At 46.3% G+C, this 24318-nt stretch carries 15 protein-coding genes; 11 read left to right on the top strand and 4 right to left on the bottom strand.

All coding sequences use genetic code 11. The annotated features are described in order from the left end of the window. Positions 1–309 precede the first annotated feature (309 nt). The 6 genes from isdC to ACIFSR_RS01625 all read left to right on the top strand — a co-directional run bounded on the left by isdC (position 310) and on the right by ACIFSR_RS01625 (position 8044). On the top strand, positions 310–1332 hold the full coding sequence (gene isdC, locus ACIFSR_RS01650; RefSeq protein ID WP_430054381.1) for a heme uptake protein IsdC: 1023 nt from the start codon (positions 310–312) through the stop codon (positions 1330–1332). Between the two features lie 13 nt (positions 1333–1345). Continuing rightward, positions 1346–1771 carry an NEAT domain-containing protein gene (locus ACIFSR_RS01645; RefSeq protein WP_430054379.1) on the top strand — a complete coding sequence of 142 codons (426 nt, stop codon included), beginning with the start codon at positions 1346–1348 and terminating at the stop codon, positions 1769–1771. 137 nt (positions 1772–1908) lie between these two features. Then, positions 1909–5232, top strand: a complete 3324-nt coding sequence (locus ACIFSR_RS01640; protein ID WP_430054376.1) for an NEAT domain-containing protein — start codon at positions 1909–1911, stop codon at positions 5230–5232. A gap of 171 nt (positions 5233–5403) precedes the next feature. Beyond that, the gene (gene isdE, locus ACIFSR_RS01635; RefSeq protein ID WP_430054637.1) at positions 5404–6288 is read left to right on the top strand and encodes a heme ABC transporter substrate-binding protein IsdE; all 885 of its coding nucleotides are present in this window, start codon (positions 5404–5406) and stop codon (positions 6286–6288) included. Between the two features lie 12 nt (positions 6289–6300). Next, entirely contained in the window at positions 6301–7284 is a 984-nt protein-coding gene (locus ACIFSR_RS01630; protein WP_430054374.1) for a FecCD family ABC transporter permease, read from the top strand. Further along, positions 7274–8044 carry an ABC transporter ATP-binding protein gene (locus tag ACIFSR_RS01625; RefSeq protein WP_430054372.1) on the top strand — a complete coding sequence of 257 codons (771 nt, stop codon included), beginning with the start codon at positions 7274–7276 and terminating at the stop codon, positions 8042–8044. Before ACIFSR_RS01630 ends, ACIFSR_RS01625 begins: the two co-directional genes overlap by 11 nt. Positions 8045–8585: 541 nt before the next feature. Here the strand turns inward: ACIFSR_RS01625 and ACIFSR_RS01620 are convergent. After that, positions 8586–9422 carry a helix-turn-helix transcriptional regulator gene (locus tag ACIFSR_RS01620; RefSeq protein ID WP_076270881.1) on the bottom strand — a complete coding sequence of 279 codons (837 nt, stop codon included), beginning with the start codon at positions 9420–9422 and terminating at the stop codon, positions 8586–8588. A gap of 247 nt (positions 9423–9669) precedes the next feature. Between ACIFSR_RS01620 and ACIFSR_RS01615 the strand changes: the two genes are divergently transcribed. Both ACIFSR_RS01615 and ACIFSR_RS01610 read left to right on the top strand, forming a co-directional pair. Then, on the top strand, positions 9670–10641 hold the full coding sequence (locus ACIFSR_RS01615; RefSeq protein WP_179089919.1) for a Gfo/Idh/MocA family protein: 972 nt from the start codon (positions 9670–9672) through the stop codon (positions 10639–10641). 30 nt (positions 10642–10671) lie between these two features. After that, positions 10672–11610 (top strand): aldo/keto reductase, encoded by a 939-nt coding sequence (locus ACIFSR_RS01610; protein ID WP_076270879.1) that lies wholly within the window; start codon positions 10672–10674, stop codon positions 11608–11610. 42 nt (positions 11611–11652) lie between these two features. On the opposite strand, the gene ACIFSR_RS01605 is transcribed toward ACIFSR_RS01610, so the two are convergent. Next, complete coding sequence (locus tag ACIFSR_RS01605) at positions 11653–12465, bottom strand: helix-turn-helix domain-containing protein (protein WP_430054369.1); 813 nt, start codon at positions 12463–12465, stop codon at positions 11653–11655. Between the two features lie 134 nt (positions 12466–12599). On the opposite strand from ACIFSR_RS01605, the gene ACIFSR_RS01600 reads away from it, so the two are divergent. Both ACIFSR_RS01600 and ACIFSR_RS01595 read left to right on the top strand, forming a co-directional pair. Further along, positions 12600–13409 (top strand): phytanoyl-CoA dioxygenase family protein, encoded by an 810-nt coding sequence (locus ACIFSR_RS01600; protein ID WP_430054367.1) that lies wholly within the window; start codon positions 12600–12602, stop codon positions 13407–13409. 51 nt (positions 13410–13460) lie between these two features. After that, complete coding sequence (locus ACIFSR_RS01595) at positions 13461–14276, top strand: sugar phosphate isomerase/epimerase family protein (protein ID WP_430054364.1); 816 nt, start codon at positions 13461–13463, stop codon at positions 14274–14276. Between the two features lie 57 nt (positions 14277–14333). Here ACIFSR_RS01595 and ACIFSR_RS01590 read toward each other — a convergent pair whose 3' ends face one another. Both ACIFSR_RS01590 and ACIFSR_RS01585 read right to left on the bottom strand, forming a co-directional pair. Then, a complete protein-coding gene (locus ACIFSR_RS01590; RefSeq protein ID WP_430054361.1) occupies positions 14334–15986 on the bottom strand; it encodes a hypothetical protein in 1653 nt (550 codons plus the stop codon). 23 nt (positions 15987–16009) lie between these two features. Further along, positions 16010–22717 (bottom strand): DUF7507 domain-containing protein, encoded by a 6708-nt coding sequence (locus ACIFSR_RS01585; RefSeq protein WP_430054358.1) that lies wholly within the window; start codon positions 22715–22717, stop codon positions 16010–16012. A gap of 216 nt (positions 22718–22933) precedes the next feature. On the opposite strand from ACIFSR_RS01585, the gene ACIFSR_RS01580 reads away from it, so the two are divergent. Continuing rightward, on the top strand, positions 22934–24277 hold the full coding sequence (locus tag ACIFSR_RS01580; RefSeq protein ID WP_430054356.1) for a glycoside hydrolase family 30 protein: 1344 nt from the start codon (positions 22934–22936) through the stop codon (positions 24275–24277). Positions 24278–24318 lie beyond the last annotated feature (41 nt).

Genomic DNA, 24318 nt, shown 5'->3' with positions numbered 1-24318 from the left:
TGATAATCAGTCTCAATGATCTCTTCGAGAGTATAATGCTTAAAAACAGAGGACGTCAATACCTAAAAAGGAATTATATAGAAAATAACTAATTTTCTTTTTTTTGTGTTGACAAAATGTGGGCATGCATGATAGTTTCATTCCTGAGAATGGCGTTTCCAGAAATGGGGATGCATTCTGCAGCAGATTGCTTTTTTTTTAATTATACAATGATAATGATTATCATAATCAAAATAACTTTTTATTGATAATGATTATCATATTCATGATGTGAGAGAGAGCCATTCGGATAATCTGCTGCGAGCTTGGATGTCAGGAGTAAAGGAGGAGAAGAGAATTATTCGCAAGTTTGGAGTGCTGGCTTTCTTCATCATGATTACTTTACTCGTTGTTCCGTTTGCACCTGAAGCACATGCGGCTGAACTGGCTGATGGTACGTACTCGATAGACTATGTTGTCAAGAAAGCCGAAGATGAATCGGTATCGATGGCAAATGACTATTGGGAAAAACCAGCCAAGCTGATTGTGACCAAAGGAGCTTTGCAGGTACAACTGCAAATAAACCATAGCTCATGGGTAGCGGAATATAAAGTTCCGAGTGACGGCGGGTACATAGATACGGCTATTGTATCTAGCAACGAAGCTGACAATACGAGAATTGTTAAGTTCGGAATTGCTGATCTTACAACGCCGTTAGAGTCCAAGATCCACGTAACGGTAGAGGATATTGATTACGATCACAGCTACACGATTCGTCTAGTTTTCGATTCTAGCAGTCTGAAGCAGATCAGCAAAGCGGAGGCCCCTGTCAAAGAAGAAAAGAAACCAGCAGCAACCACGAAAGAACCAAAAAAAGAGACCGATGTAAAGACAGGTACAACAGCTCCTCAAACCACAAATACGGTGACAGAAAAACCAAAGGTTGAAGTAGATAAGCCGAGCTCTGAAACGGTCGATTCTAAAAAAGAAGATTCTAAGAAAGAGATACAGGTCGAAGCTTCGCCTGCTCCAACCGTTAGTCCGATAGCGGCTGAAGCTGAAGGGCAATCATTAACTAAGGAGACTTTAACCCCATCTTCACAAGAGCCTACCTCTACAGAGGATACCCTAGCAGTGGACTCTGTGGAGACAGCTGTTCACGAAGAGCCGAAGGTCGATGTTCAGCTTATTGGGGCTGATATGGATACACCTGCATCAGGTGAAGCTGCACAGCAGTTGTCAGATGCGGCCTCTTCTAAGCGCGTGTTGTCACCGCTTGTTATTTCCCTAATCATTATTGTTGTCGGAGTAGCCTTTATCTTATTGCGCAAAACCAAATTCGCTAAAAAATAAGGAGTGTTGATAAATGATCAAATCGATGAAAAAAACTAGTTTTGTAATGATGATGCTTGTTATGGCTCTAGCTTTGGCTGTTCCATCTGTATTCGCAAGTACTGGTGTAAGCTATGTCGTTCGCAACGCGGGAGATACAGCCAATTCTTATGCTGATGCCTATAAAGTAGGCGATGCAGTTGTAGCAAGCAATGGCACAACGACAACGGTTACATTCTCTGGTTCAAGCTTCATTCAATACTTGCAAGTGCAAGACCCTGCTACTGGAACATACAGCTATGCAGCTGCTAATTATACAGGCGGCAACGTTGAATTTACATTTGAAGTGGCTGATTTCACACCGAACCAAGTTGCCAAAATCCACGTTGTCGTTCCGCCATCACCAGGATTTGAAGGCTACAATACGGTTCATACAATCCAATTCAATTGGAGCGTTTAAGCATCAGCGAGCTCTACGGTTAGAATAGCGCTTTAAAAATAACAGGAGAGCAATGCTGCGGCATGTTTCGCTCTCCTGTTCAAAATGCAAGGGTACATAAGCGATAGCAGTTAAATGACGAAGGAGTGTTTTTTGAAATGCAAATGAAATTTCGCCGATTGACGGCGCTGCTCATGGCGCTCGTATTGTTGCTGTCGGCCTTTCCTGTGAGTGCAGCGGCGGGAGTAACGCCAAATGGGGAGTATAGTGTTCCTTTTCTTTATGTGAAGGATGGGAGCAATGAACGATCAATCATTAACGATTATCTAAATCCAAGCACAGGCAAATTGATTATTACTAATGGCAGTGCAAAGTTTCAGCATGAGGTTACGCAGTATACTTCCTTTCATCATTTTTCTGCTAAGTTACCAGGTAAAGACAAAGCAGTAATCAATGGGAACACAATCAACGGCATAGAAGGGTATCAAGTCGTTGCTGCTCAGCCAGCAGGGGACGGCTTAGATCCGGATCACGTCGTTGTTAGCTATGATATTGAGAACATGCAAGAGAAACAAGAAATTTTGATTCATATCGTCATTCCTTCAGTAAATTATGACAATTGGTATAATGTTCAGCTTCAGCTGGATATCTCAGGTCTACCCGTTGATGGAGGCGGCAATGGGGGCGGAGGCGAGACGGGTGCTGTAACATTAGAGCAGCTTGAAGCTTTATTTACAACCTCGAATGAGCTGCTGAATACAACGACGGAGGGAACTGGCGATGGCTTCTATTTGCTAGGCTCCAAGGCTACTTTTCAAAATACGATCACTCAGGCAAGAAGCATTGCCGATAGCGCTGGCGGTTCCAATCAAGAGCTGATCAAGGCTGCTTACCTTGTTCTGCAAGAGGGCAAAAAGAAGTACGAGGCTGCTCGGCTTGTCGTGAATAAAGCGAATTTAGTACGTGCGTTAGAAGAGATTTCAGCTTTTGCGACAACGGTAAAAAATATAGGGACAGCAAATGGAGCTTCAGCCGCTCATGCTGTATTAACAGATGGTGAGTATTCGGTTGGAGCGAGCGTAAGGCTTGGGCAATGGATTACTGAAGCAAGGGCTGTAGCTGGTGATCCACAAGTGACACAGACTGCCGTTAACAATACATTAAGTACTTTGACTGCTAAAGTGGAGGATTTAAAGTATCAGCAATTTAAAAAAGAAGTATTACCGCTCCTTGTTTTGGACCCTGAAACAGGAGAAAAATCGGAATTTTCCAAAGATTTCAAGACAGAAGCAATCATGTTTACTCAATTGGGTACAAAATATTTTAATGCTTACTCCCATGTTGTTTTTGCAGAGGTACTGGCAAGTGAGCCTTTGATGAATTTATTTGGGCAAACTTCAGATGGTAAGGTTTCCTCTGGTACTCTGAATGGGTACGAAACCCCTATTAAAAAGGGTGAAGATGGACTGACGGCCTATCAGCTTTATGCTAGACATGAACTAGCCAATGATTCTATTTATCAAGGCTTATCAAAACTAGAGTACTCAATTGGTACAGAGAAGCGAACAGTACTTTTCAGCTATAATGCCAATCTTCTTAATGCCTTAAACTCTTCGATCACTGCAGCGCGTAAACTGCATGATTCCGCTGTTGTTGGAACGGCTACAGGGCAATATGAGGCGGCGGCAAAAGAATCTTTGCTTTCTGCTATTCAATTAGCTGAACAAACAGGGAAGAAACTCAATTCTACACGTCCAGAAATTACTAATGCGGCAAAGATTTTAGAGAAATCTGTTCAAGTTTTCAAAGGAAGCCAGATTCGCAATATTTCTTTCGCAGCCCTGCATGCAACAAATGCAGCGTTATCGAGCATGGACAGTTACTTCCTCAAGCCGGCTTCTGTTACGTCTAATAACGGTGAGACTTATGTATCATTTTCAATAAAGGACAGCAGCATCGTTACAGAGTTTAAAGTTGCTCAGAACAGCATACTCACAGATGTGACCGTTGTCAGTGAAAACAAGACAGAAAATACGAGGGTTATCAAATTTAAAGTGGATGATTTAACGGCAATTGTGCCAGGGCAAGTTCGAATCATTATGCCAAACGTAATTGACCCACGTACAGGCAAACCTTATGATGCGACTCATAACATTCGTCTGTTGTTAGACAATGGTGATCCAGCAGTATTGAAGGCAGCTATTGCGGCAGCAAAGGCGGCTCATGATGGAGCAGCTGCAGGTACAGGTGCCGGGCAATATCCGCAATCAGCGAAAGATACACTGCTTAGTGCAATTACAGCAGCGAACGCTGTCGCAAACAGCATATTGTCTACAAAGCAGCAGCTCATTGATGCAGAAGGCACGCTGGATCAAGCGCTTCGTGCTTTCCAAGCGACAAAAATTGTCGTTGTTGATCCGGTCAAACCGACAGAACCGGGTGCACTTGCGGACGGCAAGTATTTGATTGATATTCAGTTTTTAAAACAAGGCACTACACAAACATCGGTGATGGATGAATATGTAGCACATCCTGCTCGTTTGCTCGTGCAAAATGGCGTGAAGCTTGTACAAGTGAATCTAAAGCAAAGCAAGGAAATTACCGGATTTACGATTGGCGGTTCTACGCCAACAACGATCGAATCCGATGCTTCCGCTAACACAAGACGAGTACAATTTACAGTAGCCGATTTACCGGCTAAGCTGGATGGCTGGGTGAAAATAGATTGGCCAGAAGTGAAGTACCATCATGAATACAGCATTCAAATTCAGCTTGGGGCAATAACGCCAGTAGCAAGCTGGGACTCTGATTCATTTGGTTCTGTGGTGCCAAGAGAGACGCCAGAAGAAATTGAGAAAAAGAAAAAGGAACAAGAGGAAAAAGATAAGCTGGCTGGCAAAGATGCAACGGCTGCATTTAAAGATTTAGCGAACAACTGGGCGAAAGATGCCATTAATCGCGCATTGAAGCTAAACATCGTTCAGGGTTATCCGGATGGAAGCTTTAAACCAAATGCAACGGTCAATCGTGTTGAGTGGACGGTTATACTCGGCAGAGCTCTGAAGCTGGAAGGCAAGAACGCTTCAACAACTTTTGCAGATATGAAAAACATTCCTACTTGGGCACAGTCCTTTATTGAGCAAGCGGTAGCAGCAGGCATTATTAATGGCTATGAGGATCAGACATTCCGTCCAACGCAAAATGTAAATCGTACGGAAATTGCAGTCATGATCGTAAGAGCACTTCATTTGCCGCTGGAAGCAGCGGATTCGCTTAATTTTGCGGATGCAGCGGAAATCCCTTCCTACGCTAAGGCTTACATTGCTACGGCAGTGAAGTACAGATTAATTAAGGGACTGGATCAAAATCAGTTCGGCGGAACGAAGTCCGCAACAAGAGCTGAGGCGATTACTCTCGTATTGCGTGCTGTCGATTATTTAGAAGCGAAAGCAGCGGAGCAAGAAAAAGCTAAAACGGCGTAAGCAACAGCAAGAAAGATTCCAGCTGTTGCAGAGCTTGAAGCGGGCGATTTAAACAGATGGCATAGGAGGACCCTGATTAATGGGTGTCCTCTGTGCTGTTTTTAAGGAGGTAAGAAGGAAATGCGCTATCGATTTATGAAGGGGTTATCCCTGCTGTTACTTGCTGCGATGATGGCAGGATGCGGCTCGCTTGGCGCAGGAAGCGGCTCGGCTGCTGCGCCGTATGCAAACTCTTCGGCTAAAGTAGCGGCTTCGGGCTCTGTTTCTGAGGAGTCTAACCAGCGCATCGTGTCAACAACCGTTGCTATAACACAAATTATGGATGCACTTGAGCTTGATTTAGTTGGCATACCAAAAAGCGTAAAAACGCTGCCGAAGCGTTACAGCACCGTTACTAAAGTTGGGAATCCAATGAGTCCTGATATGGAAATGGTTAAATCCTTGAAGCCGACGGAGGTGCTGTCTGTCTCGACGCTGCAATATGAGCTGGAGCCTGTATTTGAGAGTGCAGGGCTAAAGGCTGATTTTCTAAATTTAACGAGCATCTCCAGCATGCAAGCTGAAATTACAGCGCTCGGAGAACGGTATGGGCGGGATACTCAGGCTGCTGCAATCGTAAATGAACAGAAGGAAATGCTGGCTGCCATCACTCGGAATACAGAAGGTAAAGAAAAACCGACGGTGTTGATCCTGCTTGGTGTGCCCGGCAGTTATTTGGTGGCGACGGAGCATTCTTACATCGGAGATCTTGTACGTTTGCTTGGGGGAGTAAATATCGTGCAGGGCGAGCAGGTTGAATTTTTGGCTTCCAATACGGAATATTTGCAGAAGGCGAATCCGGATGTCATTTTGCGAGCAGCGCATGGCATGCCGGCTGAGGTTGTAAAAATGTTTGATGAAGAATTCAAAAAAAATGATATCTGGAAGCATTTTGAAGCGGTACAATCGGGGCGTGTATATGATCTGGAAGAAACTTTATTTGGTACGACGGGCAATTTGGCTGTTGTCCAAGCACTAACCGTGCTCGCTCCAATGCTTTATCAGGATTATAAATAAGGATGTTTTTTCATGCCAAAAACAATATTCAGCTTCATCGCAATTACGCTGCTCCTTTTGGCAACCATCGTATACTCCATGACGACTGGAAGCATCAGCGTAGGATTTGTTGAACTCATGAAAGGGTTGCTTGGCTCGCCAAGTGAACAGGTAGAGGTTGTTCGCGACCTGCGGCTGCCGCGTATAATCGTTGCTTTATTGACAGGGGCAGCTCTAGCCGTGTCTGGTGTACTGCTGCAAGCCGTAATGCGCAATCCGCTGGCGGACGCAGGCGTTATCGGCATTTCATCAGGGGCAGGCTTGGTTTCTTTGCTGCTCGTAACGATATTCCCGACATTGTTTTTTTGGATGCCGCTGTTTTCATTTGTTGGAGGAGCAATAGCTTGTCTATTGGTCTATTCGCTTTCGTGGCGCTCTGGACTCAGCCCGCTTCGGCTTATTCTGGTCGGTGTGGCGGTCAATGCTACATTTACAGGTCTTGGGCAGTCCTTTAATTATCGCGGCAGCTACGCGGTAACTAGCGTGAATCAAGCGATTTCCTCTATTTTTACAATGAAAACCTGGGATGATGTACATATGTTGGCGCTGTATGGCGGTGTAGGCTTGCTACTCTCGATGCTGCTTGGCTCATGGTGCAATACGCTTGTTTTGCAAGATCGAACCGCTCAAAATCTTGGTTTGTCTGTTATGAAAGTAAGGCTGCTCGTTTCGGTTGTTGCCGTGCTTTTGGCTTCTGTTGCAACAGCTATTGGCGGGTTAATCGTGTTTGTCGGCTTGCTCGTCCCACATATCGCGAGGCTGCTCATTGGCTCAGACCATAAAGTGCTGCTGCCTTTCTCTGCGATTGGCGGAGCATGGCTCATTTTGACTGCGGATACGCTTGGCCGTACTCTTTTAGCCCCGACAGAAATTCCAGCTTCGATTGTCATGACAGTCATCGGCGGTCCTTTTCTCATCTTTTTGCTGCGAAGGAGCGAACGCGTCCATGGACATTAATGAAATAAGGTTTTCATATGACAAAAGAACTTTCCATTTGAACGGAATAACCAGCCGTATCGCGGAAGGGCGGATTACGACGATCATTGGTCCAAATGGCTGCGGGAAGTCAACTCTGCTCGGTGTAATGGCGAAAAATCTTCGGCCAAGCGAAGGTGAGGTGCTGCTGAATGGAAAGAAGCTCGTGCAATTTAAGCCAAAGGAGCTTGGCAAGAAGCTGGCCGTGGTGCATCAGCAGCAGGAAGCGCCTGCAGATTTGACTGTAGAGAAGCTGGTTCGCTTCGGTAGATTGCCGCATCGGGGTCGGTGGGGACAAGAGAGCGAATTAGATGATGCAGCCGTGGATTGGGCGCTTAGCTGCACAAATCTGCTGAACAAGCGAAAGCAAAGTTTAGCGCATTTATCTGGCGGCGAACGGCAGAGAGCTTGGATCGCAATGGCGCTGGCACAGAAAACCTCGCTGCTATTTTTGGATGAGCCTACGACGTATTTGGATATCTATCATCAAATCGAAATATTAGAGTTAGTAAAGACGCTGAACCGCAAGCATGGAATTACGATAGTAATGGTCCTGCATGATATGAATCAGGCCATTCGATACAGCGACCATATTATTGTGATGAAATTAGGATGCATCGTAGGAGAAGGTGCTCCTGAGACAGTTGTGACTGCGGAAACGATTAAGCAAACGTATGGCGTTGATGTTGTGATAAGAAATGACGGAGATACCGGACTGTATATGGTTCCATTAGGAATTTAAGCGTGTGTATATTACTTTTTATTTTCATGAAAGAGTGCATTAAGCGCATAGGTGTTCTTACAGAGTAAAAAGTAACATTCATAAGTGTCTGTAAGAACCAATAGGTTCTTACAGAGCTCGAGTGAAGGGTGGTTACCCGCGAAAGAGAGCATTAAGCGCATATGTGTTCTTACAGAGCTCGAGTGAAGGGTGGTTACCCACGAAAGAGTGTATTAAGCGCATATGTGTTCTTAAAGAGCAAAAAGTAACATTCATAAGTGTCTGTAAGAACCAATAGGTTCTTACAGAGCTCGAGTGCAGACGGTTTACTCACAAAAGAGAGCATTAAGCGCATAGGTGTTCTTACAGAGCAAAAAGTAACATTCATAAGTGTCTGTAAGAACCAATAGGTTCTTACAGAGCCCAAGTGAAGGGTGGTTACTCACAAAAGAGAGCATTAAGCGCATATGTGTTCTTACAGAGCTCGATTGCAGCCGGTTTACTCACAAAAGAGAGCATTAAGCGCATATGTGTTCTTACAGCGCGTAAAGTAACATTCGTATTACACCCCGTAAAGCTGACGATATACCGTAGGCGTCATCCCCTCATGAGCCATAAATCTTTTGTTGAAGTAGCTGACGCTCGGATAGCCGGCATCACTAGCAATTTGTCCGATATTAACATCCTTGCGCTCCAGAAGCCATTGCTTCGCCATTTGAAGCCGGCAGCGTGTAATAAAGTCCATTGGCGTCATTTCCATCACATTTCGGAACAATTTGCAAAAATAGTAGGGGCTAACTCCTGCTTTTTCAGCCCATTGCTCGAGTATGAACGGCTCAGCCGCCTCTTGCTGCATTAAAGGGAGCAGCTTTAAGATTCGGTTGCCGGACGTACTAGCTTTGCTGCCGGATATCGGTACAGCTTGCTCGATGAATACTGCGAGTATGGCATACATGAGAGCAGAAAGCTTGGTCGGATGCAGCATGCGAGACTTTTCTGCTTCGACCAGCAAATCCTCATGCACCTGTTCCCAAGCGGTTGGCTGACGGATTGTCCAGAGCTGGCTTTTGTGAAAACCTCTTTCGATCATATAGTCCTGAAGCCCACTCCCATAAAAATGAACCCACCTTATATCCCACGGATCATCCTTGCTGCTGTAGTAATGCTGTCTCTGCAAGGGGAAATATAGAACAGCTTCACCAGCCTCGAGGGTGTGTACCTCGCCATCCCATTCCACATAACCTTTCCCAGAAACGACGTAATGAATATTAAAGTTATTGAGCGCTCCCGCCATACGAAGCGTGTAATGGTCAGGCTCATTCCAGTAATTCCCGACGGATTCAGGTAAACAGAAAAAAGGATTATTTGGCAGCGTAAGCAGATGTATTTGTCTTTGCAAGTTGTTCACCTCAATGACAATATTGTTTTAACTTATAACAAAATAATATCATTTTATTTTTTGGTTATCTACTTTAAACTAGAGGCAAGCACAATGAAATCGTTTGATACTAATTTGTACCTCACGATTTAGGTGCAGCGCTCTGAACTGATGGTATAACTAGTTTCAGCATGTAATCGCAATATAATAATAAAATAATGGTTGAGGTGACGATGGAGTGACGACGAAGAAACTAAAATGGGGCATCATGGGCTGCGCTGGAATTGCCAAAGGCGCAGTAATACCTGGCCTTCACCTTTCGGAATTAAATGAGGTAGCGGCTATTGCTAGCCGTGACGTGGACAAGGCAAAGAAGACGGCAGAAGAGCTGAATATCCCGACTGCTTACGGCAGTTATGAAGAATTGCTTGCGGATGCTTCTATTGACGTTATATACATTCCACTCCCAAATCATTTGCATAGAGAGTGGACGATCCGGGCTGCTGAAGCAGGAAAACATATTTTGTGCGAGAAGCCGCTTGCTTTGACTGCACAAGAAGCAGCTGAAATGTCTGAAGCTGCTGCGAAAGCAGGCGTGTTATTGTCCGAAGCTTTTATGTATCGCTATCACCCTCGATACGACATGATCAAGAAAGTGATCGCAGATGGGGAAATTGGCGACATTCGCGGCATTCGCAGCGCGTTCACCTTCAACAATGCAGGACATAAAGAAAACGTGAGATACCGCAAGGAGTGGGGAGGCGGCTCGATTTACGATGTAGGCTGTTATCCAATTAATGCTGCTCGCTTGCTGCTTGGCAAAGAACCTGAAGCCGTTACCGTTCAGGCTTTGTTCTCACCAGAGCATGATCATGTCGATATGATGGCATCTGGATTAATCGAGTTTGAAGGAGCGGTTTCACTGACGTTTGATTGCGGCATGTGGGCAGCATTCCGCAACCCGCTTGAGGTGCTAGGTACAGAGGGTATTATCGAAGTGCCTTCCGCATTTGTGACTGGCGCGCCGGGCAGCGGTAATTTCTTCGTCGATGCAAAAGGAGAGCGCCGTGAAGTTGAGGTGCCGCATGTAAACGCCTACACTTTGCAGGCCGATCATATGGCAAATGCCATTAACGGTGTATCAGAGCTTCAGTTCGGCAGCGCTGATGGGGTTAACAACATGAAAGTAATCGATGCTTGCCTGCTTTCTGCTCATGAGCATACACGAATTAAAATATAACGAATCCATAATTAAGGAGGCAAAACAACGATGGAATATATTCAAATTGAAGGTTCACCCAAGCAGGTATCTCGCTTAATGAAGGGGTCGGATTATTTCTATAACGATTCCTACGAGAAAGCAGCAACTAATCTAGATGCTTTTCTAGCAATTGGAGGCAATTCAATTGACACAGCCCATATTTATTGCGGCGGGGAAAGCGAGGAAGTGATTGGCCGCTACATGCAGGAACGCGGCAATCGGGAGCAATTGGTTATTTTGACCAAGGGCGCACATCATGATCATACGGGTTCGCGTGTGAGCAAAGAGGCCATTGCTCATGATTTGGAGATTAGCTTGAAGCGTCTTCAAACCGACTATATCGACCTTTATGCATTGCATCGGGATGATCCGGCAGTACCAGCAGCAGAGGTTATCGATATTCTTAATGAGCATGTGAAAGCAGGAACTGTTCGAGCGATTGGCGTATCAAACTGGACATGGCAGCGTATTAAGGAAGCGAATGAATACGCAGCTGCAAATGGACTTGTCGGTTTTTCATTCAGCAGTCCGAACCTTAGCCTTGCGAAAGCGAATGAACCGTTCTGGCATGGCTGCGTCTCTGCTGATGAGGAAACGTGCGCATGGCATGAGGAAGAGCAATTCCCGCTGCTTTCGTGGTCTTCGCAGGCAAGAGGATTTTTCACAGGTAGATTTACACCAGAAGTTAGAGATAATGAGGATCTTGTGCGCGTGTTCTATAGCGATGAGAACTGGGAGCGTCTGGCGCGTGCAAAGCAGCTGGCAGCTGAGAAAAACGTTACGGCTATCCAGATCGCGCTAGCATACGTGCTAAACCAACCGTTTCCGACTTGTGCCTTGATTGGCGCGCAATCAGCGGAAGAGCTTCATTCTTGTGATGCAGGCTCGCTAATTACGCTCACCAAGGAAGAGATGGATTGGCTTGATTTAGCCGTACAAAAGGTTTAATCATCACTTCTTAATTAAATAGATGGCGCCCAAAGGACAAAGCTACTCGTTATGAGCGGTTTTGTCCTTTTTGTATGTTCGTGGGCTTACGCCATAACTTTTGCGAAACAATGCAGCAAAATGATTGTAATTGTTAAAGCCGACATCAAGCGCAGCTTCGGTTGCCGAACGGCCCATATGCTCCATGAGAAGAGCCGCTTGCTGAAGCCGCAGATGATTCAGATGCTCGACCACGCTCGTGCCTGTCTCCTGTTTGAAGAGATGGGATAGCCGCGAGAGAGATAAACCAACCGACCGAGCCAACTCTTCAATGCGTATCGTCTGCTCCATATGCTGTGATAAATACTGCAGGGCAAGCTCGATGCGAGGATCCAGCCGTTTATCCAGCTGCTGCGCTGTGAGCAATATCACTTGGCGAAGTGCATTCTCGCATAACATTTGCCAGAAGCTTGCCCGCTCTCTCGAATCACTTAATATATGATCGAAGGTGAGTTGTACTCTACTTCTCATATTGCCGTCTGGAATCGTGATGACGATGCTTTCATCCTTTGGCAAATAGTCGATTTCAGGTAGTTTCTGAAAATGTGCCCAATAAAAGTGCCAGCTGCTTCCCGCAATCGTGCCATACTCGTGGGGAATGCCAGCGCGCAGCAGCCCGATTTGTCCCTTGCGGCAGCGCCTCTCTCCAGCGGGTGTGCGTAAATAGCCTTCACCCTCTAAGGTATAAAAGATAAGCCAATCGCTTATTCCGTTTGGCCTGCGATAACGATAGGAGTCGGATTCATCAAATAGACCACTTAGAAACACACCGCCATGTGCTTCTGTTTCAGCTTCTTTTCTATGATTTGGATGCATGCCAAACTCCTCCTTCATTTTCAAAATAGCATAATACAAGTAGTTTTCAGCAGTAATCATTCTTCCTTAAAAATAGCGAAACCACTATGATTATGTCAAGAGCAATGATTAATTCAGTGAAGGAGCGTTATGCGATGACAGAAGCATTGATTGCACTAACAGAAGAGCAGGTTAATCAATTTCGTACTGAGGGCTACATTGTGATAAAAGGTCTTTTCTCTCAGGAAGACATTCGCACGATAGAGGATACTTTCGAGGAAATGAGCCATAAAGCAGTGCCGGGTTATTTTGAGCCTGATCTGTCAGGGGAGACAGATGATCCGTTAAAGCGTTATCCGCGGGTCATGCATCCGCATCGCTTTAATGAGACGTCCAAAAAATATTTGCTCCATAAGCCGGTCATGGACGTATTAGCAGATCTTTATGGTGAAGAAGCGCTTGCAGCCCAAAGCATGTTTTATTACAAGCCGCCAGGCTCACGCGGTCAAGCGCTGCATCAGGACAATTTTTATTTGCAGGTGGAGCCTGGCAATTGTATCGCAGCTTGGACGGCGATCGATGCGGCAAATGAGGAGAACGGCAGCTTGCTTGTCGTTCCGAAGACGAGCGAGCATGAAATTAGCTGCCCTGAAATTGCGGATTCAACGGAATCGTTCACTTCCCATTTCGTTAAACCACCTAAGGATCAAAAGGCGATGCCGGTAATTATGGATAAGGGCGACGTGCTATTTTTCAACGGGAACTTGATCCATGGGTCGTATAGAAACAAAACAAAGGATCAATTCCGCAGAGCCTTCATCTGCCATTATGCGAATGCATCAGCAACTCATATTAGCGATCATTATCGCCCTTTGTTTAGACAGGATGGCACTGCCGTTGATTTGGAAATTAATCCGGACGGAGGACCATGCGGAGTTGAATTTGATATGGCCTATCCGCACTAATTAATGATGAAAACAGAAAATAAATTGTTGGTTGAGATGTCCTGGTGGGGTATGAGCGGGTTGCAAGGAACAGCGGGGCATGCGCAAGATATAGAAGGGAAATTCAAGCTAATAGCAGAGAATGGTTTCGACGGCATTAACGCCTTTGTGCCGGCAACTGAGGAAAGCAGCTTATGGAAGGAGCTGCTCCATAAATACAACCTGTCATTTAGTGTAAATGCTTATCCTTCTTCACTAAACGAGATGTCTCAGTTTTTGGAAAAAGCAGCAGCGTTCGAAAACATCGGCTACATCAATGCACAGGTGATGACGCCTTTCCTCATTGGCGATTCCGCCATTGAACTGTTATCTGGAATTGATGCACTGTCGAGGCAGGCGGGCATCCCGGTTTATGTAGAGACGCACCGAGGTACGATTACACAGGATCTCATCCGAACGCGGCAATATTTGCAGTCGCTGCCGGAACTGAGGCTTACGATTGACTATTCACATTATGTCGTAGCTGGTGAGCTTCATACGATTTCGGATGAGGCGGAGCAGATGCTGCAAAGCTTGCTGCCAAACACGCACAGTATTCATACCCGTATTTCAAATGGCGAGCAAATACAGATCGACCCGGGGGAAGCAGGCAATCATCCGATGGTACCCCATTTCTCCAGATGGTGGGGCAGTGCAATGAGACACTGGCTTAATGGACAAAGAAAAGAGAATGATTCATTCCCTGTCGTCGTTGAGCTGGGTCCTGCATCGTATGCGATTACGTCAGATGAGGCTGGTTCTCGGCAGTCGGAGATTAGTGACCGCTGGTCGCAGTCCCTTTATTTGAAGCAACTTGTGAGGCAGCTTTGGCAAAAGGAGATCCAATAATTGAAACCCCGATTTGAACCATCATGGTTCAAATCGGGGTTTATTTGTTTCTTTGTTTCACTCGTCATCCCCAATCACAGCAACTGCTAATGAATTGGATAGAGCCTCGCCAGTGTAGCTTTGCCCGCTTACCTCATAGGAGAATTTCGCTTTGACATAACCTACGATTTCATCAGAAACGATTGCGTCAGTAACGATAGCAGTATAAATGATTTCAAGTGTTGCTCCGGGTAGTACATTCCCAAGCTGCCATGTTTGTTTGCCGTCATAATCAATGGAGCTTAGTCGAGCTCCATCCACACGGAACGTTTTTGGCAATAAATCCACGCCAAATGGAAACTCGCTTGTAAATGAAACGAAAGCTGGCAAGTTTCCATTATTCATAAGCGTTGAAACGATGGTTATTGTATCGCCATACTCCACAATAGGTGGAGTAATTTTTGCTGTAAGCTGAATGATAGGCGCAGCCACTTCTGTTATTGCAGCATTTGATATCGCGGAATTGCTAACTACTCTTCCGTCTGAGAGCCGAAAAGTGTAGACAACCGATGCAGTGTTCGTTAATGGTGCAACAGTGGCAAGGTGTAAAGGGATTTGGGCATCAAAGGTTATCATGTTTTGTGATTGCCCGAGCAGCGTACCGAGATTAATGCCATCTTCAATAAACACGCCTGGCATCGAATGGTTATTTAACTTCAGGCTATTTGGTACAAAGACTGTACCAGCAGGCAAAGCGTCATCCATCACGGCATCAACGGCAACATTACTGGCATTCTCAATGTAGATCGAGTAATGCAAGACATCACCTGGGACAGCAACAAGCTGATCTACTTGCTTATTAACGCTGATCTCGGGCTGGATAAGGATAACGGCGACCTTATTTGAATGCGTATAATCCGGCGTGCCGGAAACTTGATAACGAACGTTTGCTTTGCTGATAGATATAGAGGCTGCATCCTCCGTCGTTTGCGCGCGATAGGTGATAACGATGGTTGATTGTGGTCTAATAGTGCCGAGCGGGATACCTGCATTCGGATCAGCGCTTGGTGAAATAACAGCATTGATTGTCACGCTGCCGGGCACAAAAAGGATGCCGAGAGGCAGATCGAAGGAAGCGACTGCCTCTCGGAGACTAAGGTTGCCGTCATTAACAATCGTAAGTTCATAGGTTACATGCTCTGAGACAAAGGTTTGTTCGGTGCTTGCACTAAGTCGAGCAGATAGCGATACCTCATTAACAGGTGTAACGAGCGTGTTCGAGTAGGTAATACTCGTGACAATTCGCCCTTCTGCTGTTCGAAATTCGGCATCTGCCTGCGCTTGGTTAACTAGCTGAAGGCTGCTTGGAATGGAAACGACAATGAGTTGAAATATGATTTGAGCTTGCGTTTGCGGCATCATATTTCCAATTGCAATACCGTTGCTTGGGTTAGCGCCAGGCATGGGTGTACCATTCAATATTACGCTGTTCGCGACAAATGAAGTTCCTTCCGGCAGCATGTCGGTAAGTGTGACGCTGCCGGCTGTGTTTCCCATGTTCGTTGCCGTGATATTGTAGGTTATCGTACTGCCAAGAGTAACCTCGCTTTCATAGGCTTTTTTCTCGAGTACGATACGAGTCCCTATTAATGCGGTATTGACCGTGTTGGAGTAGGTCACCAGCTCTGCGCTTCCTGAGGCAAACTGAACAAGCGATTGATTTTGAACCATTGGATTACCGCCAGGAAGCGGGCTCATAGTGTAACAACCAGCACATTGAATGTAACGGTTGAGCTGCCCCCAGCAGCAATGGTGCCAATAGTAATGCCGTTATTGGGATTAGCTGTTGGCCGCGGTGAACCATCTACAGTGACACTGCCCGTCGTAAACGTTGTTCCTGCTGGGGTAGGGTCGATGAGTATGACGTTATTGACGGATTCAATGCCATTGTTGGACACCGTTATAGTATAGGTAATGGTATCGCCTACAACAGCATCAACGGAAGATGTGCTCTTCACGACAGACACATTTGGAGAAGACACAGGAATGGACAATACATTCGATAAAATAGTTCCGGTGAGCACACGGCCATCCGGCGGTACGTAGGAGAAGTTAGCTGTTGCTTGGTTCACGAGCAGCTGCGGTGAAGGAAGTGCATCTACCGTTACCTGCAGTGAAATCAGAATGCTAATGGATGCGCCAGGCGAAACGGTGCCAACGGAAACACCAGTCGCCGGATTAGCGCCAGGCTGCGGAACACCATTGATTAGTACACTATTTGGTACAAAGGCGGCGCCAGTTGGAATCGTATCAAATACGGAAGCCTGCACGGCAATATTGCCTGTATTCGTGATGGTTAGTGAATAAGTTACTGTGTCTCCGACAGTCGCATTTGCGGTATCGGCAGATTTGCCAAGTGCAATAATAGGCTGAAAAATCGGTGTAACGATCGTGTTGGAAAACGTATTTCCTGAAAAAGCGCCCGAAGTAAAGCTTACGGTAGCTCTATTGCTGAGCGTGCCGGAATCTGAAAGTGACGTTACTAGTACGCTGAAATCAACTAACACGGTAACGCTAGGCGCGATTGACCCGACTAAGATGCCAAGGGACGGGTTAGCTGCTGGTTTAGGAACACCATCAATTAAGACGCTTCCAGCCTGAAAGGATGATCCAGGGGACAAGGGATCGACCACCAGCACATTATTAATATTCTCAATGCCGTTGTTCGTAACTGCAATTCGATAGGTAATCGTGTCGCCTACGACGGCATCGGTATCAGTGGTGCTCTTCACAACGGCAACATTAGGTGCTGATACAGGAATGGACAATGCGTTTGTACTAAATGAGCCGCCTAAGGTGCGGCCATCTGGCAGCAAGAAGCTGTAGGTAGCGGACGCTTGGTTAACAAGCTGCTGATTTTGCGGAAGCGTATTGATGACTACCGAAAAAATGACACTTGCCGTAGTTGTGACACTGCCAAGCGATATTCCTGCTGCGGGATCTGCACCTGGCACGAGCTGGCCATTTACGATGACGCTGTTCTGGACAAGGCTTGTGCCAGCTGGAATCGTATCCGTTAAGGTAACGTCACCGGGATAATTTCCGGTATTTTGAATTGCAATCGTATAAACAACGGTGTCGCCAACCGTCGCATTGCTGGTGTTTCCACTTTTGGTTCCCGTTAGTATCGGCTGATAGACAGGAATGATTACTGTGTTCGAGAAAGTGACGCCCGAGAATACACCCGATGTAAAGCTGACAGACGAACGATTGCTAAGCTGTCCAGAAGCGGGTAAAGAAATGACGGATACGTTGAAGGATACTACAACGGTATTACCTTGCGCGATCGTCCCTATAGCTACACCGGTTGCCGGGTTGGCCGTTGGTCTTGGCACTCCGTCTACCAATACGCTGCCTGGAACTAAAGCACTTCCGACCGGCAATGGGTCTGTAAAAATAATATTATTTACCGCTGCGATGCCGCTATTGAGAATGTTAATAGAATAGGTGACGATATCGCCAATTGCTACGGCTGTTGAAGTTGTGCTCTTGACAACACTGACATTAGGTGCAGATACAGAAATTACGACGGTGTTGGAGCTTGCGCTGCCGCTAAGCGGGCGGCCGCTTGGCAGAACAAATGCAAAGTTCGCAATAGCTTGATTTGAAAGCTGCTGCGGATTCGGCAGGGAATCAATGATGACAGAGAAGGTGACGGACACGGTAGCATTAGGAGCAACAGCACCAATATTGATGCCTGTTACAGGGTCAGTACCTGGCTGAGGCTGCCCTCCCACAAGGACACTGTTGGGCTCGAAGATTGCACCAAGCGGGATATTGTCAGTTAACGTCACATTCCCAGCAAAATTTCCTGTATTGCTGACGTCGATTCGGTAGCTGACGGTGTCCCCAAGCGTGGCGTTAATAGAATTTGCACTTTTAACGAGTGAGATTACGGGCTGATAGACAGGGGTATTAACGACATTGGACATCGTCATGCCCGAGAATACACCGGATGTAAAGGTAATATTTGCTTGGTTTCCGATTTGTCCGGAAACTGGAATAGAAGTAACGCTGAGCTTGAACGACACTGTTACCGTATTGGATGAAGGAATTAATCCAAGGGCAATTCCCGATGCAGGTACTCCAGGTGCAGGATTGCCATTTATCGTCAAGCTGCCAGCAATGAATGTTGCTCCGTCCGGCACAGGATCTGTAAGTACAACATTATTGATCGATTCAATGCCGCTGTTTGTTACGGCTACTGAATAAGTAATGATGTCTCCAAGCGCGGCATCGACCGTCGTTGTGCTTTTGACGACCGCTACGTTAGGTGCAGAAACGGGAACAGATAATACGTTTGATTGTGTGGAGCCATTCAGGAGCCTGCCATCTGGCGGTGTAAATGTATAAGCTCCTATGGCTTGATTCACAAGTACCTGCGGGTTTGGAAGTGTTGTAATTACTGTCGAATAGGTAACAGTTATCGGCACCCCGGGCAAAACGCTTCCCACATTAATGCCGGTTACAGGAGATTCTCCAGGATGCGGAACTCCGCCGACGACGACGCTGTTTGGCGCAAACGTTGTTCCAGTCGGAAGTATGTCAGTTAACGTGAGTATTCCTGCAAGATTCCCAGTGTTGCTTACAACTACAGTATAAGTAACGGTGTCTCCAAGCGTAGCATTGCTTGTATTCGCGCTTAATTGCAAAGAAATTTGCGGCTGAGTTACAGGAGTTGTTGTCGTATTGGACGAGGATGAAGCTGAGAATACACCTGATGTAAAACTAACGGTTGATTGATTCGTTATTTGTGTTGGGACTGCCATCGTTACTCTCACCTCAAAAGTTACGGTAGCCGAACCGCCAGGGGCGAGGGTACCGATTGGGATACCGGTGGATGGAGCTGAATCCGCCCGGGGAGTGCCGTTAATGAACACGCTATTGCTAATAAAGGCAATATTATCGGCTAAAGGATCGTTAACAACAACATGGTTAACAGGAGCAATACCGTTGTTGGTTACAATGGAGGTATAGGTAAAGGTATCGCCCACAACTACGGAAGTGGGTGCTGCAGATTTCACTAAATTTACGTTTGGCAGTGACACAGGTATTGATACGGTATTAGAAGCCGATGCCCCATTTAATTGACGACCGTCCGGCAGTGAGTAATTGTAGGGTGCACTTGCTTGGTTGACGAGAAATTGAGGTGAGGGCAGCGTTGCAACAGTTACGACAAAGCTGATTTCTGTCATGGTCCCAGGCAGTACATTCCCGATGGGTATCCCAGTTACAGGATTTAATCCGGGAAAGGGTACGGAATTTATGAGCACGCTGTTTGTATCGAAAACAGCGCCGGCTGGGATATTATCCGTTACGTTTACTGTTGCGCCAATATTACCGCTGTTTTGGACTCTTAATGTGTAAGTATAAGTGTCGCCTATCGTTGCATTTTGTGTGCTTGCAAGCTTAACAATAGAAATGATGGGCTGGTACACCGGAATTTGAACCGTTTCGGATAATGATGATCCTGTAAATGAACCAGATGTATAGCTGATGGCCGCACGATTAGATATGACAGCAGGATCGGGTAGCGATGTTACCTGTGCCTGAAATACGATAGTAACGCTGGCAGATTGATTAATGGTACCGATAGAAATGCCGACATTCGGGTTTGCAGTTGTTGCGACCCCGTTAATTGTTGCGCTTCCTGCAATGAAAGCTGCGCTGCTGGTCAACGTGTCGGAGATGTTGACATTTGTAACGGGTACGACACTGTTATTCACAGCAACAATCGTAAATGTCAAAATGTCACCTACAGCAGCTGCGGTGGCGTTGACAGCTTTAGTAATTGTGACATTTGGGGCTTGGGCAGTGAGCGTGATCGTATTGGAGCTGCTGCTTCCACTTAAGCTTCTGCCGCTAGGCAGCTGATAGGTATATAAGCTTGAGGCTTGATTGACCAAAGTTGGCGGCGACGGAAGCGAGCTTAACAAGATCTGAAATGAAATGCTGGATACGCCGGAAGCAGGCAAAGCGCCAAGTGAAATGCCTGAAACGGGACTGCTGCCGGGAAGTGCTGTTCCATTAATGATGACACTGTTTGGCACAAAGGTTGAGCCGGTTGGGATATTATCCGTTAAGGTCACTTGGGCAGCAATATTTCCACTGTTTTTTACGCTGAATGAATAGGTTATTGTTCCTCCAACAGTAGCGTTCGTAGGCGTACCGTTTTTTGTAATGCTGATAATTGGTTGATATACAGGCGTTGTTACGCTGCCAGACAGTGAGAGACCTGTGAAAACGCCAGAGCTGTAGGATACCGAAGCCTGGTTAACTAATGCACCTGAGCTTGGAATAGAAGTTGCGCGAATGGCAAAAGTAACGTTGACAGAGCTGCTTGGCGCAATGGTTCCTAAACTGATGCCGCTCGCGGGATTTGCAGTTGGTTTGGATACGCCAGCTACAATTACGCTCCCAGAGGTGAATTCCGCTCCAACAGGAATGATGTCTCCCAATGTGACATTGGTGACGGATTCGATACCGCTGTTCGTGACGACTAAGGAATAGGTTAATGTTTCACCTACAGCGATGTCGGTTAAGCTAGCGCTCTTCGTGACAACAACATTTGGAAGTCTTACAGGAACTGTAACCGTATTTGAAGATAATGAGCCGGGAAAGATTCTTCCGTCAGGTATTTGATACGTATAGGTGGCTGATGCCTGATTCACAAGCTGAGGTGGAGATGGCAAAACATTTACTTGCACTTGAAACGTGATCGTTGACGATCCCCCAGCTGCAATCGTTCCTATGGCTACTCCCGCAGATGGATTCGCACCTGCTACAACGACTCCGTTGACACGGAAGCTATTCGGTATAAAAGATGTTCCCGCAGGTATATTGTCCGTCAGGTTGACAATGGCTGCTGAACTGCCGGTATTCGCAACGAGCAGTGTGTAGACTACTAGATTACCAACTGTTGCGTTCTGTGTGTTCGCACTTTTTACAATAGATAAATTAGGGGCATAAACAGGGATAGTGACAGTATTTGATGGAATAACGCCTGTAATATTGGGACCGCCTGCTATGCTTTGAAACGTAAAGGCCGCATTGGCTGTGCTTGAAAGCTGAGCGTTGCTTGGCAAGGAGGTTACGGTAGCATGATAGGTAACGGTGATGGAGGTTGCCAGGTTTAATGAGCCTAGCGGCGCTCCGGTTCTTATGTCGAATGTCGGTTTCGAGACGCCGCCTACAACGACGCTGCCTGGTACGAACGTAACGCCAGCAGGCAAAGTATCGGTTAAGACGATACTGGCTGCGTTTGCTGTCCCTGAGTTGTTGACCGTGACCGTGAAGGTGATGATGTCGCCGATGGTAGGCCCTGTTGCATTCTCGCTTAGCGTTACATTGATAACGGGCGCATTAATATTGACTTGGATGGCATTCGCGTTTAGTACATAAGCATCCCCAGAGGTTGTAAGTGACAAAACGGCTGAGCTCTGGTTGTTCGTCAGCCTAGCGGAAATATCAACATTTGTAATATCCCAGCCCTGTCGACCGCCAATGATGTTCGTGCCGGGTGTGCCATTTATTTGATTGCGGTCCCCGAAAGTTCCAGTTGTGTTTAATGCACCGGAATCATTGTTAATTTGTGAGGCGAAAAAATTGTTAGCGAAATTGTTCGTGCCAGATAGAGCGACTAAGCTAGCTGCCGTCGGGCCGAACAACGCTTGATCACCTGTTCGGTTTGCATCTCCTTCCTGAGCGCTAAACAACGCCCTGCCACCTAAGGCTCCTGAGATCGGCGTGGCAAATCCGGTAATTGTCGTGTTGACCGCTGCCGAAGTGCTTTGAACCAAAATAGCGCCAACCCGCAGCGACATGTTGCGAAACGGAAGTGAAGGATTCTGATAAATGACGGCGAGGGTCCAGCCAGCATGGTTAGCAGTTGAATCGCCGGGAATAACAATCGTTCCGACTACGCCGCCTGTTATATATGTACCCGCACCGGCCGCCAGCACAAGCGAGGTGACATTGGCTGAACGAGTATAGCCAAGTGCGCCTCCCCCCAAATCGAACGTATTGCTAGTTGCTGCATCAGGAGTGATGCTTGAGGTTCCGAGCGGTGTAATAAACGTAACGGGATTGTTAATGGCTGCGGTTAGATTAACGGTTCCGTTGACATAGGTGCCGCCCCAAATAAGCTCTGCATAAAGAACAGTGCTTCCAGTGGGGAGAACGAGAACGGCGGCAGAACTATTCTCCAAATAGTTGCTCGTCGTTCCAAGCGGGTACGTGCCGTACCGAGCTGCTGTATTCGTAGTACTGAAAGCACCTATACTATCGGAAGTACCAGGGGTTCCAGCTACTTCTGAGCGGCTGAGACCTAGCGTATTCCCCGTAAATGTAATGGCGCCAGTTGCGTTTAATGTTGATCGGACGACCAGAGGTATCGTATTCACCCCCCTTCAAAAACTAACTTTCTTGGAAATATGAGTGGATAGATTAGCTTATGAGCCTTTAATCACAATTTTGTTTGTCTTTTTAAAATTATGTTTTTGAACTTTACAGCGTTGGTTTAATATCGTCCAAGAATAAAGTCTAATTCCGTCCAATTAAACGCTTTCATTTACAAGATATAATGATAAAAATGCTTTCAAAAAGTGAGGTTTGCGGTGATGAGACAGAAACAGATACAATGGTTTGCAAGCACGGAAACCAAGCGATGGTTCAATAAAACGATAGAGGAAGCCGGTAATGGAAACCATAATCTTACATTCTCAGGTGAGAGCTTTCAGCGGTTAGAAGGGTTTGGAGGCTGCTTTAACGAGCTTGGTTATGCTGCTCTGCAGCATCTGCCGGAGGAAGAACGCAGTCAAGTGATGCATGCGCTCTTTCATCCCGAAGGCGAGCATAAATTCAGTATTTGCAGGCTTCCGATTGGCGCTAGCGATTATGCACTGGAATGGTATAGCTTAAACGAAACAGACGGAGACTTAAGTATGGAGCATTTCTCCATTGCCCGTGATCAACAACATTTGATTCCTTATATTAAGGAAGCGCTAAAACTTAATCCTGAATTGAAACTGTTCGCCTCTCCGTGGAGCCCTCCGACCTGGATGAAATTTCCGAAGGCGTACAATTACGGCACGCTACGCTGGGAGAAAGAAATTTTAGAAGCGTACGCGCTCTATTTTGTAAAGTTTGTAGAGGCATACAAGGCAGAAGGCATTACGATTCACCAGGTTCATGTTCAAAATGAGGTGGTTGCGGATCAGAAGTTTCCTTCCTGCGTATGGACGGGCGAGCAGCTTCGTGAATTTATACGTGATTATTTGGGACCTGCCTTCGAGAGCCACGGACTCGATACAGAAATATGGCTGGGCACAATTAATGCGCCGGAAGCATGGGATGAATGGCTGAAGAAGAAGGCAACTGATTTTGATGCGTATGCCAATACGGTGCTAAGCGACCCTGAAGCTTATAAATATGTGAAGGGCGTTGGCTATCAATGGGCGGGCAAGCATGCTTTGCAGCGTACCGTCCAAAGCTATCCTGAGCTTCGTTATATGCAAACGGAAAATGAATGCGGTGACGGTGAAAACAGTTGGTTCTATGCAAGATATGTGTTTAATCTCTATCATCATTATTTTACGAATGGCGTGAACGCGTATATTTACTGGAACATGGTGCTGGAACCAAAAGGCCGCAGCACATGGGGTTGGGAGCAAAATGCGATGCTGACCGTAGACAAGGAAAAGCAGCTTGCCATCCGTAATCCGGAGTATTATGTGATGAAGCATTTTGCCCATTTCACTTCGCCTGATGATCGAAGAATAGGGCTGAAAGGTCCATGGTCAGGCAATGCGATTGCTTTCGAGAAGCCGGACGGCACACGCATCATCGTCTTAACGAATCCATTCAAGGAAAAAAGGGAGCTGCGTTTGTCCATCGGCTCCAAACTCCAGCTGCTTGAGCTGGAACCCGAATCCTTTCATACAATTGTCATTCCATGTGGATGATGAAAGCATATAAACTAACGCCAGCAATCGATGGGGCGTTA

The organism is Paenibacillus sp. NRS-1760 (assembly GCF_050467785.1).
Lineage (GTDB): Bacteria > Bacillota > Bacilli > Paenibacillales > Paenibacillaceae > Pristimantibacillus.
The sequence above is the reverse complement of the archived record's forward strand: the minus strand, read 5'-3'. Positions and strand labels throughout refer to the sequence as shown.

What these genes read in the sequence shown, in the direction of transcription:
- isdC (WP_430054381.1), top strand. Translation starts at nt 310, where the DNA reads ATGTCAGGAGTAAAGGAGGAGAAGAGAATTATTCGCAAGTTTGGAGTG.
- ACIFSR_RS01645 (WP_430054379.1), top strand. Translation starts at nt 1,346, where the DNA reads ATGATCAAATCGATGAAAAAAACTAGTTTTGTAATGATGATGCTTGTT.
- ACIFSR_RS01640 (WP_430054376.1), top strand. Translation starts at nt 1,909, where the DNA reads ATGCAAATGAAATTTCGCCGATTGACGGCGCTGCTCATGGCGCTCGTA.
- isdE (WP_430054637.1), top strand. Translation starts at nt 5,404, where the DNA reads ATGGCAGGATGCGGCTCGCTTGGCGCAGGAAGCGGCTCGGCTGCTGCG.
- ACIFSR_RS01630 (WP_430054374.1), top strand. Translation starts at nt 6,301, where the DNA reads ATGCCAAAAACAATATTCAGCTTCATCGCAATTACGCTGCTCCTTTTG.
- ACIFSR_RS01625 (WP_430054372.1), top strand. Translation starts at nt 7,274, where the DNA reads ATGGACATTAATGAAATAAGGTTTTCATATGACAAAAGAACTTTCCAT.
- ACIFSR_RS01615 (WP_179089919.1), top strand. Translation starts at nt 9,670, where the DNA reads ATGGGCTGCGCTGGAATTGCCAAAGGCGCAGTAATACCTGGCCTTCAC.
- ACIFSR_RS01610 (WP_076270879.1), top strand. Translation starts at nt 10,672, where the DNA reads ATGGAATATATTCAAATTGAAGGTTCACCCAAGCAGGTATCTCGCTTA.
- ACIFSR_RS01605 (WP_430054369.1), bottom strand. Translation starts at nt 12,465, where the DNA reads ATGCATCCAAATCATAGAAAAGAAGCTGAAACAGAAGCACATGGCGGT.
- ACIFSR_RS01600 (WP_430054367.1), top strand. Translation starts at nt 12,600, where the DNA reads ATGACAGAAGCATTGATTGCACTAACAGAAGAGCAGGTTAATCAATTT.
- ACIFSR_RS01595 (WP_430054364.1), top strand. Translation starts at nt 13,461, where the DNA reads ATGAGCGGGTTGCAAGGAACAGCGGGGCATGCGCAAGATATAGAAGGG.
- ACIFSR_RS01590 (WP_430054361.1), bottom strand. Translation starts at nt 15,986, where the DNA reads ATGGTTCAAAATCAATCGCTTGTTCAGTTTGCCTCAGGAAGCGCAGAG.
- ACIFSR_RS01580 (WP_430054356.1), top strand. Translation starts at nt 22,934, where the DNA reads ATGAGACAGAAACAGATACAATGGTTTGCAAGCACGGAAACCAAGCGA.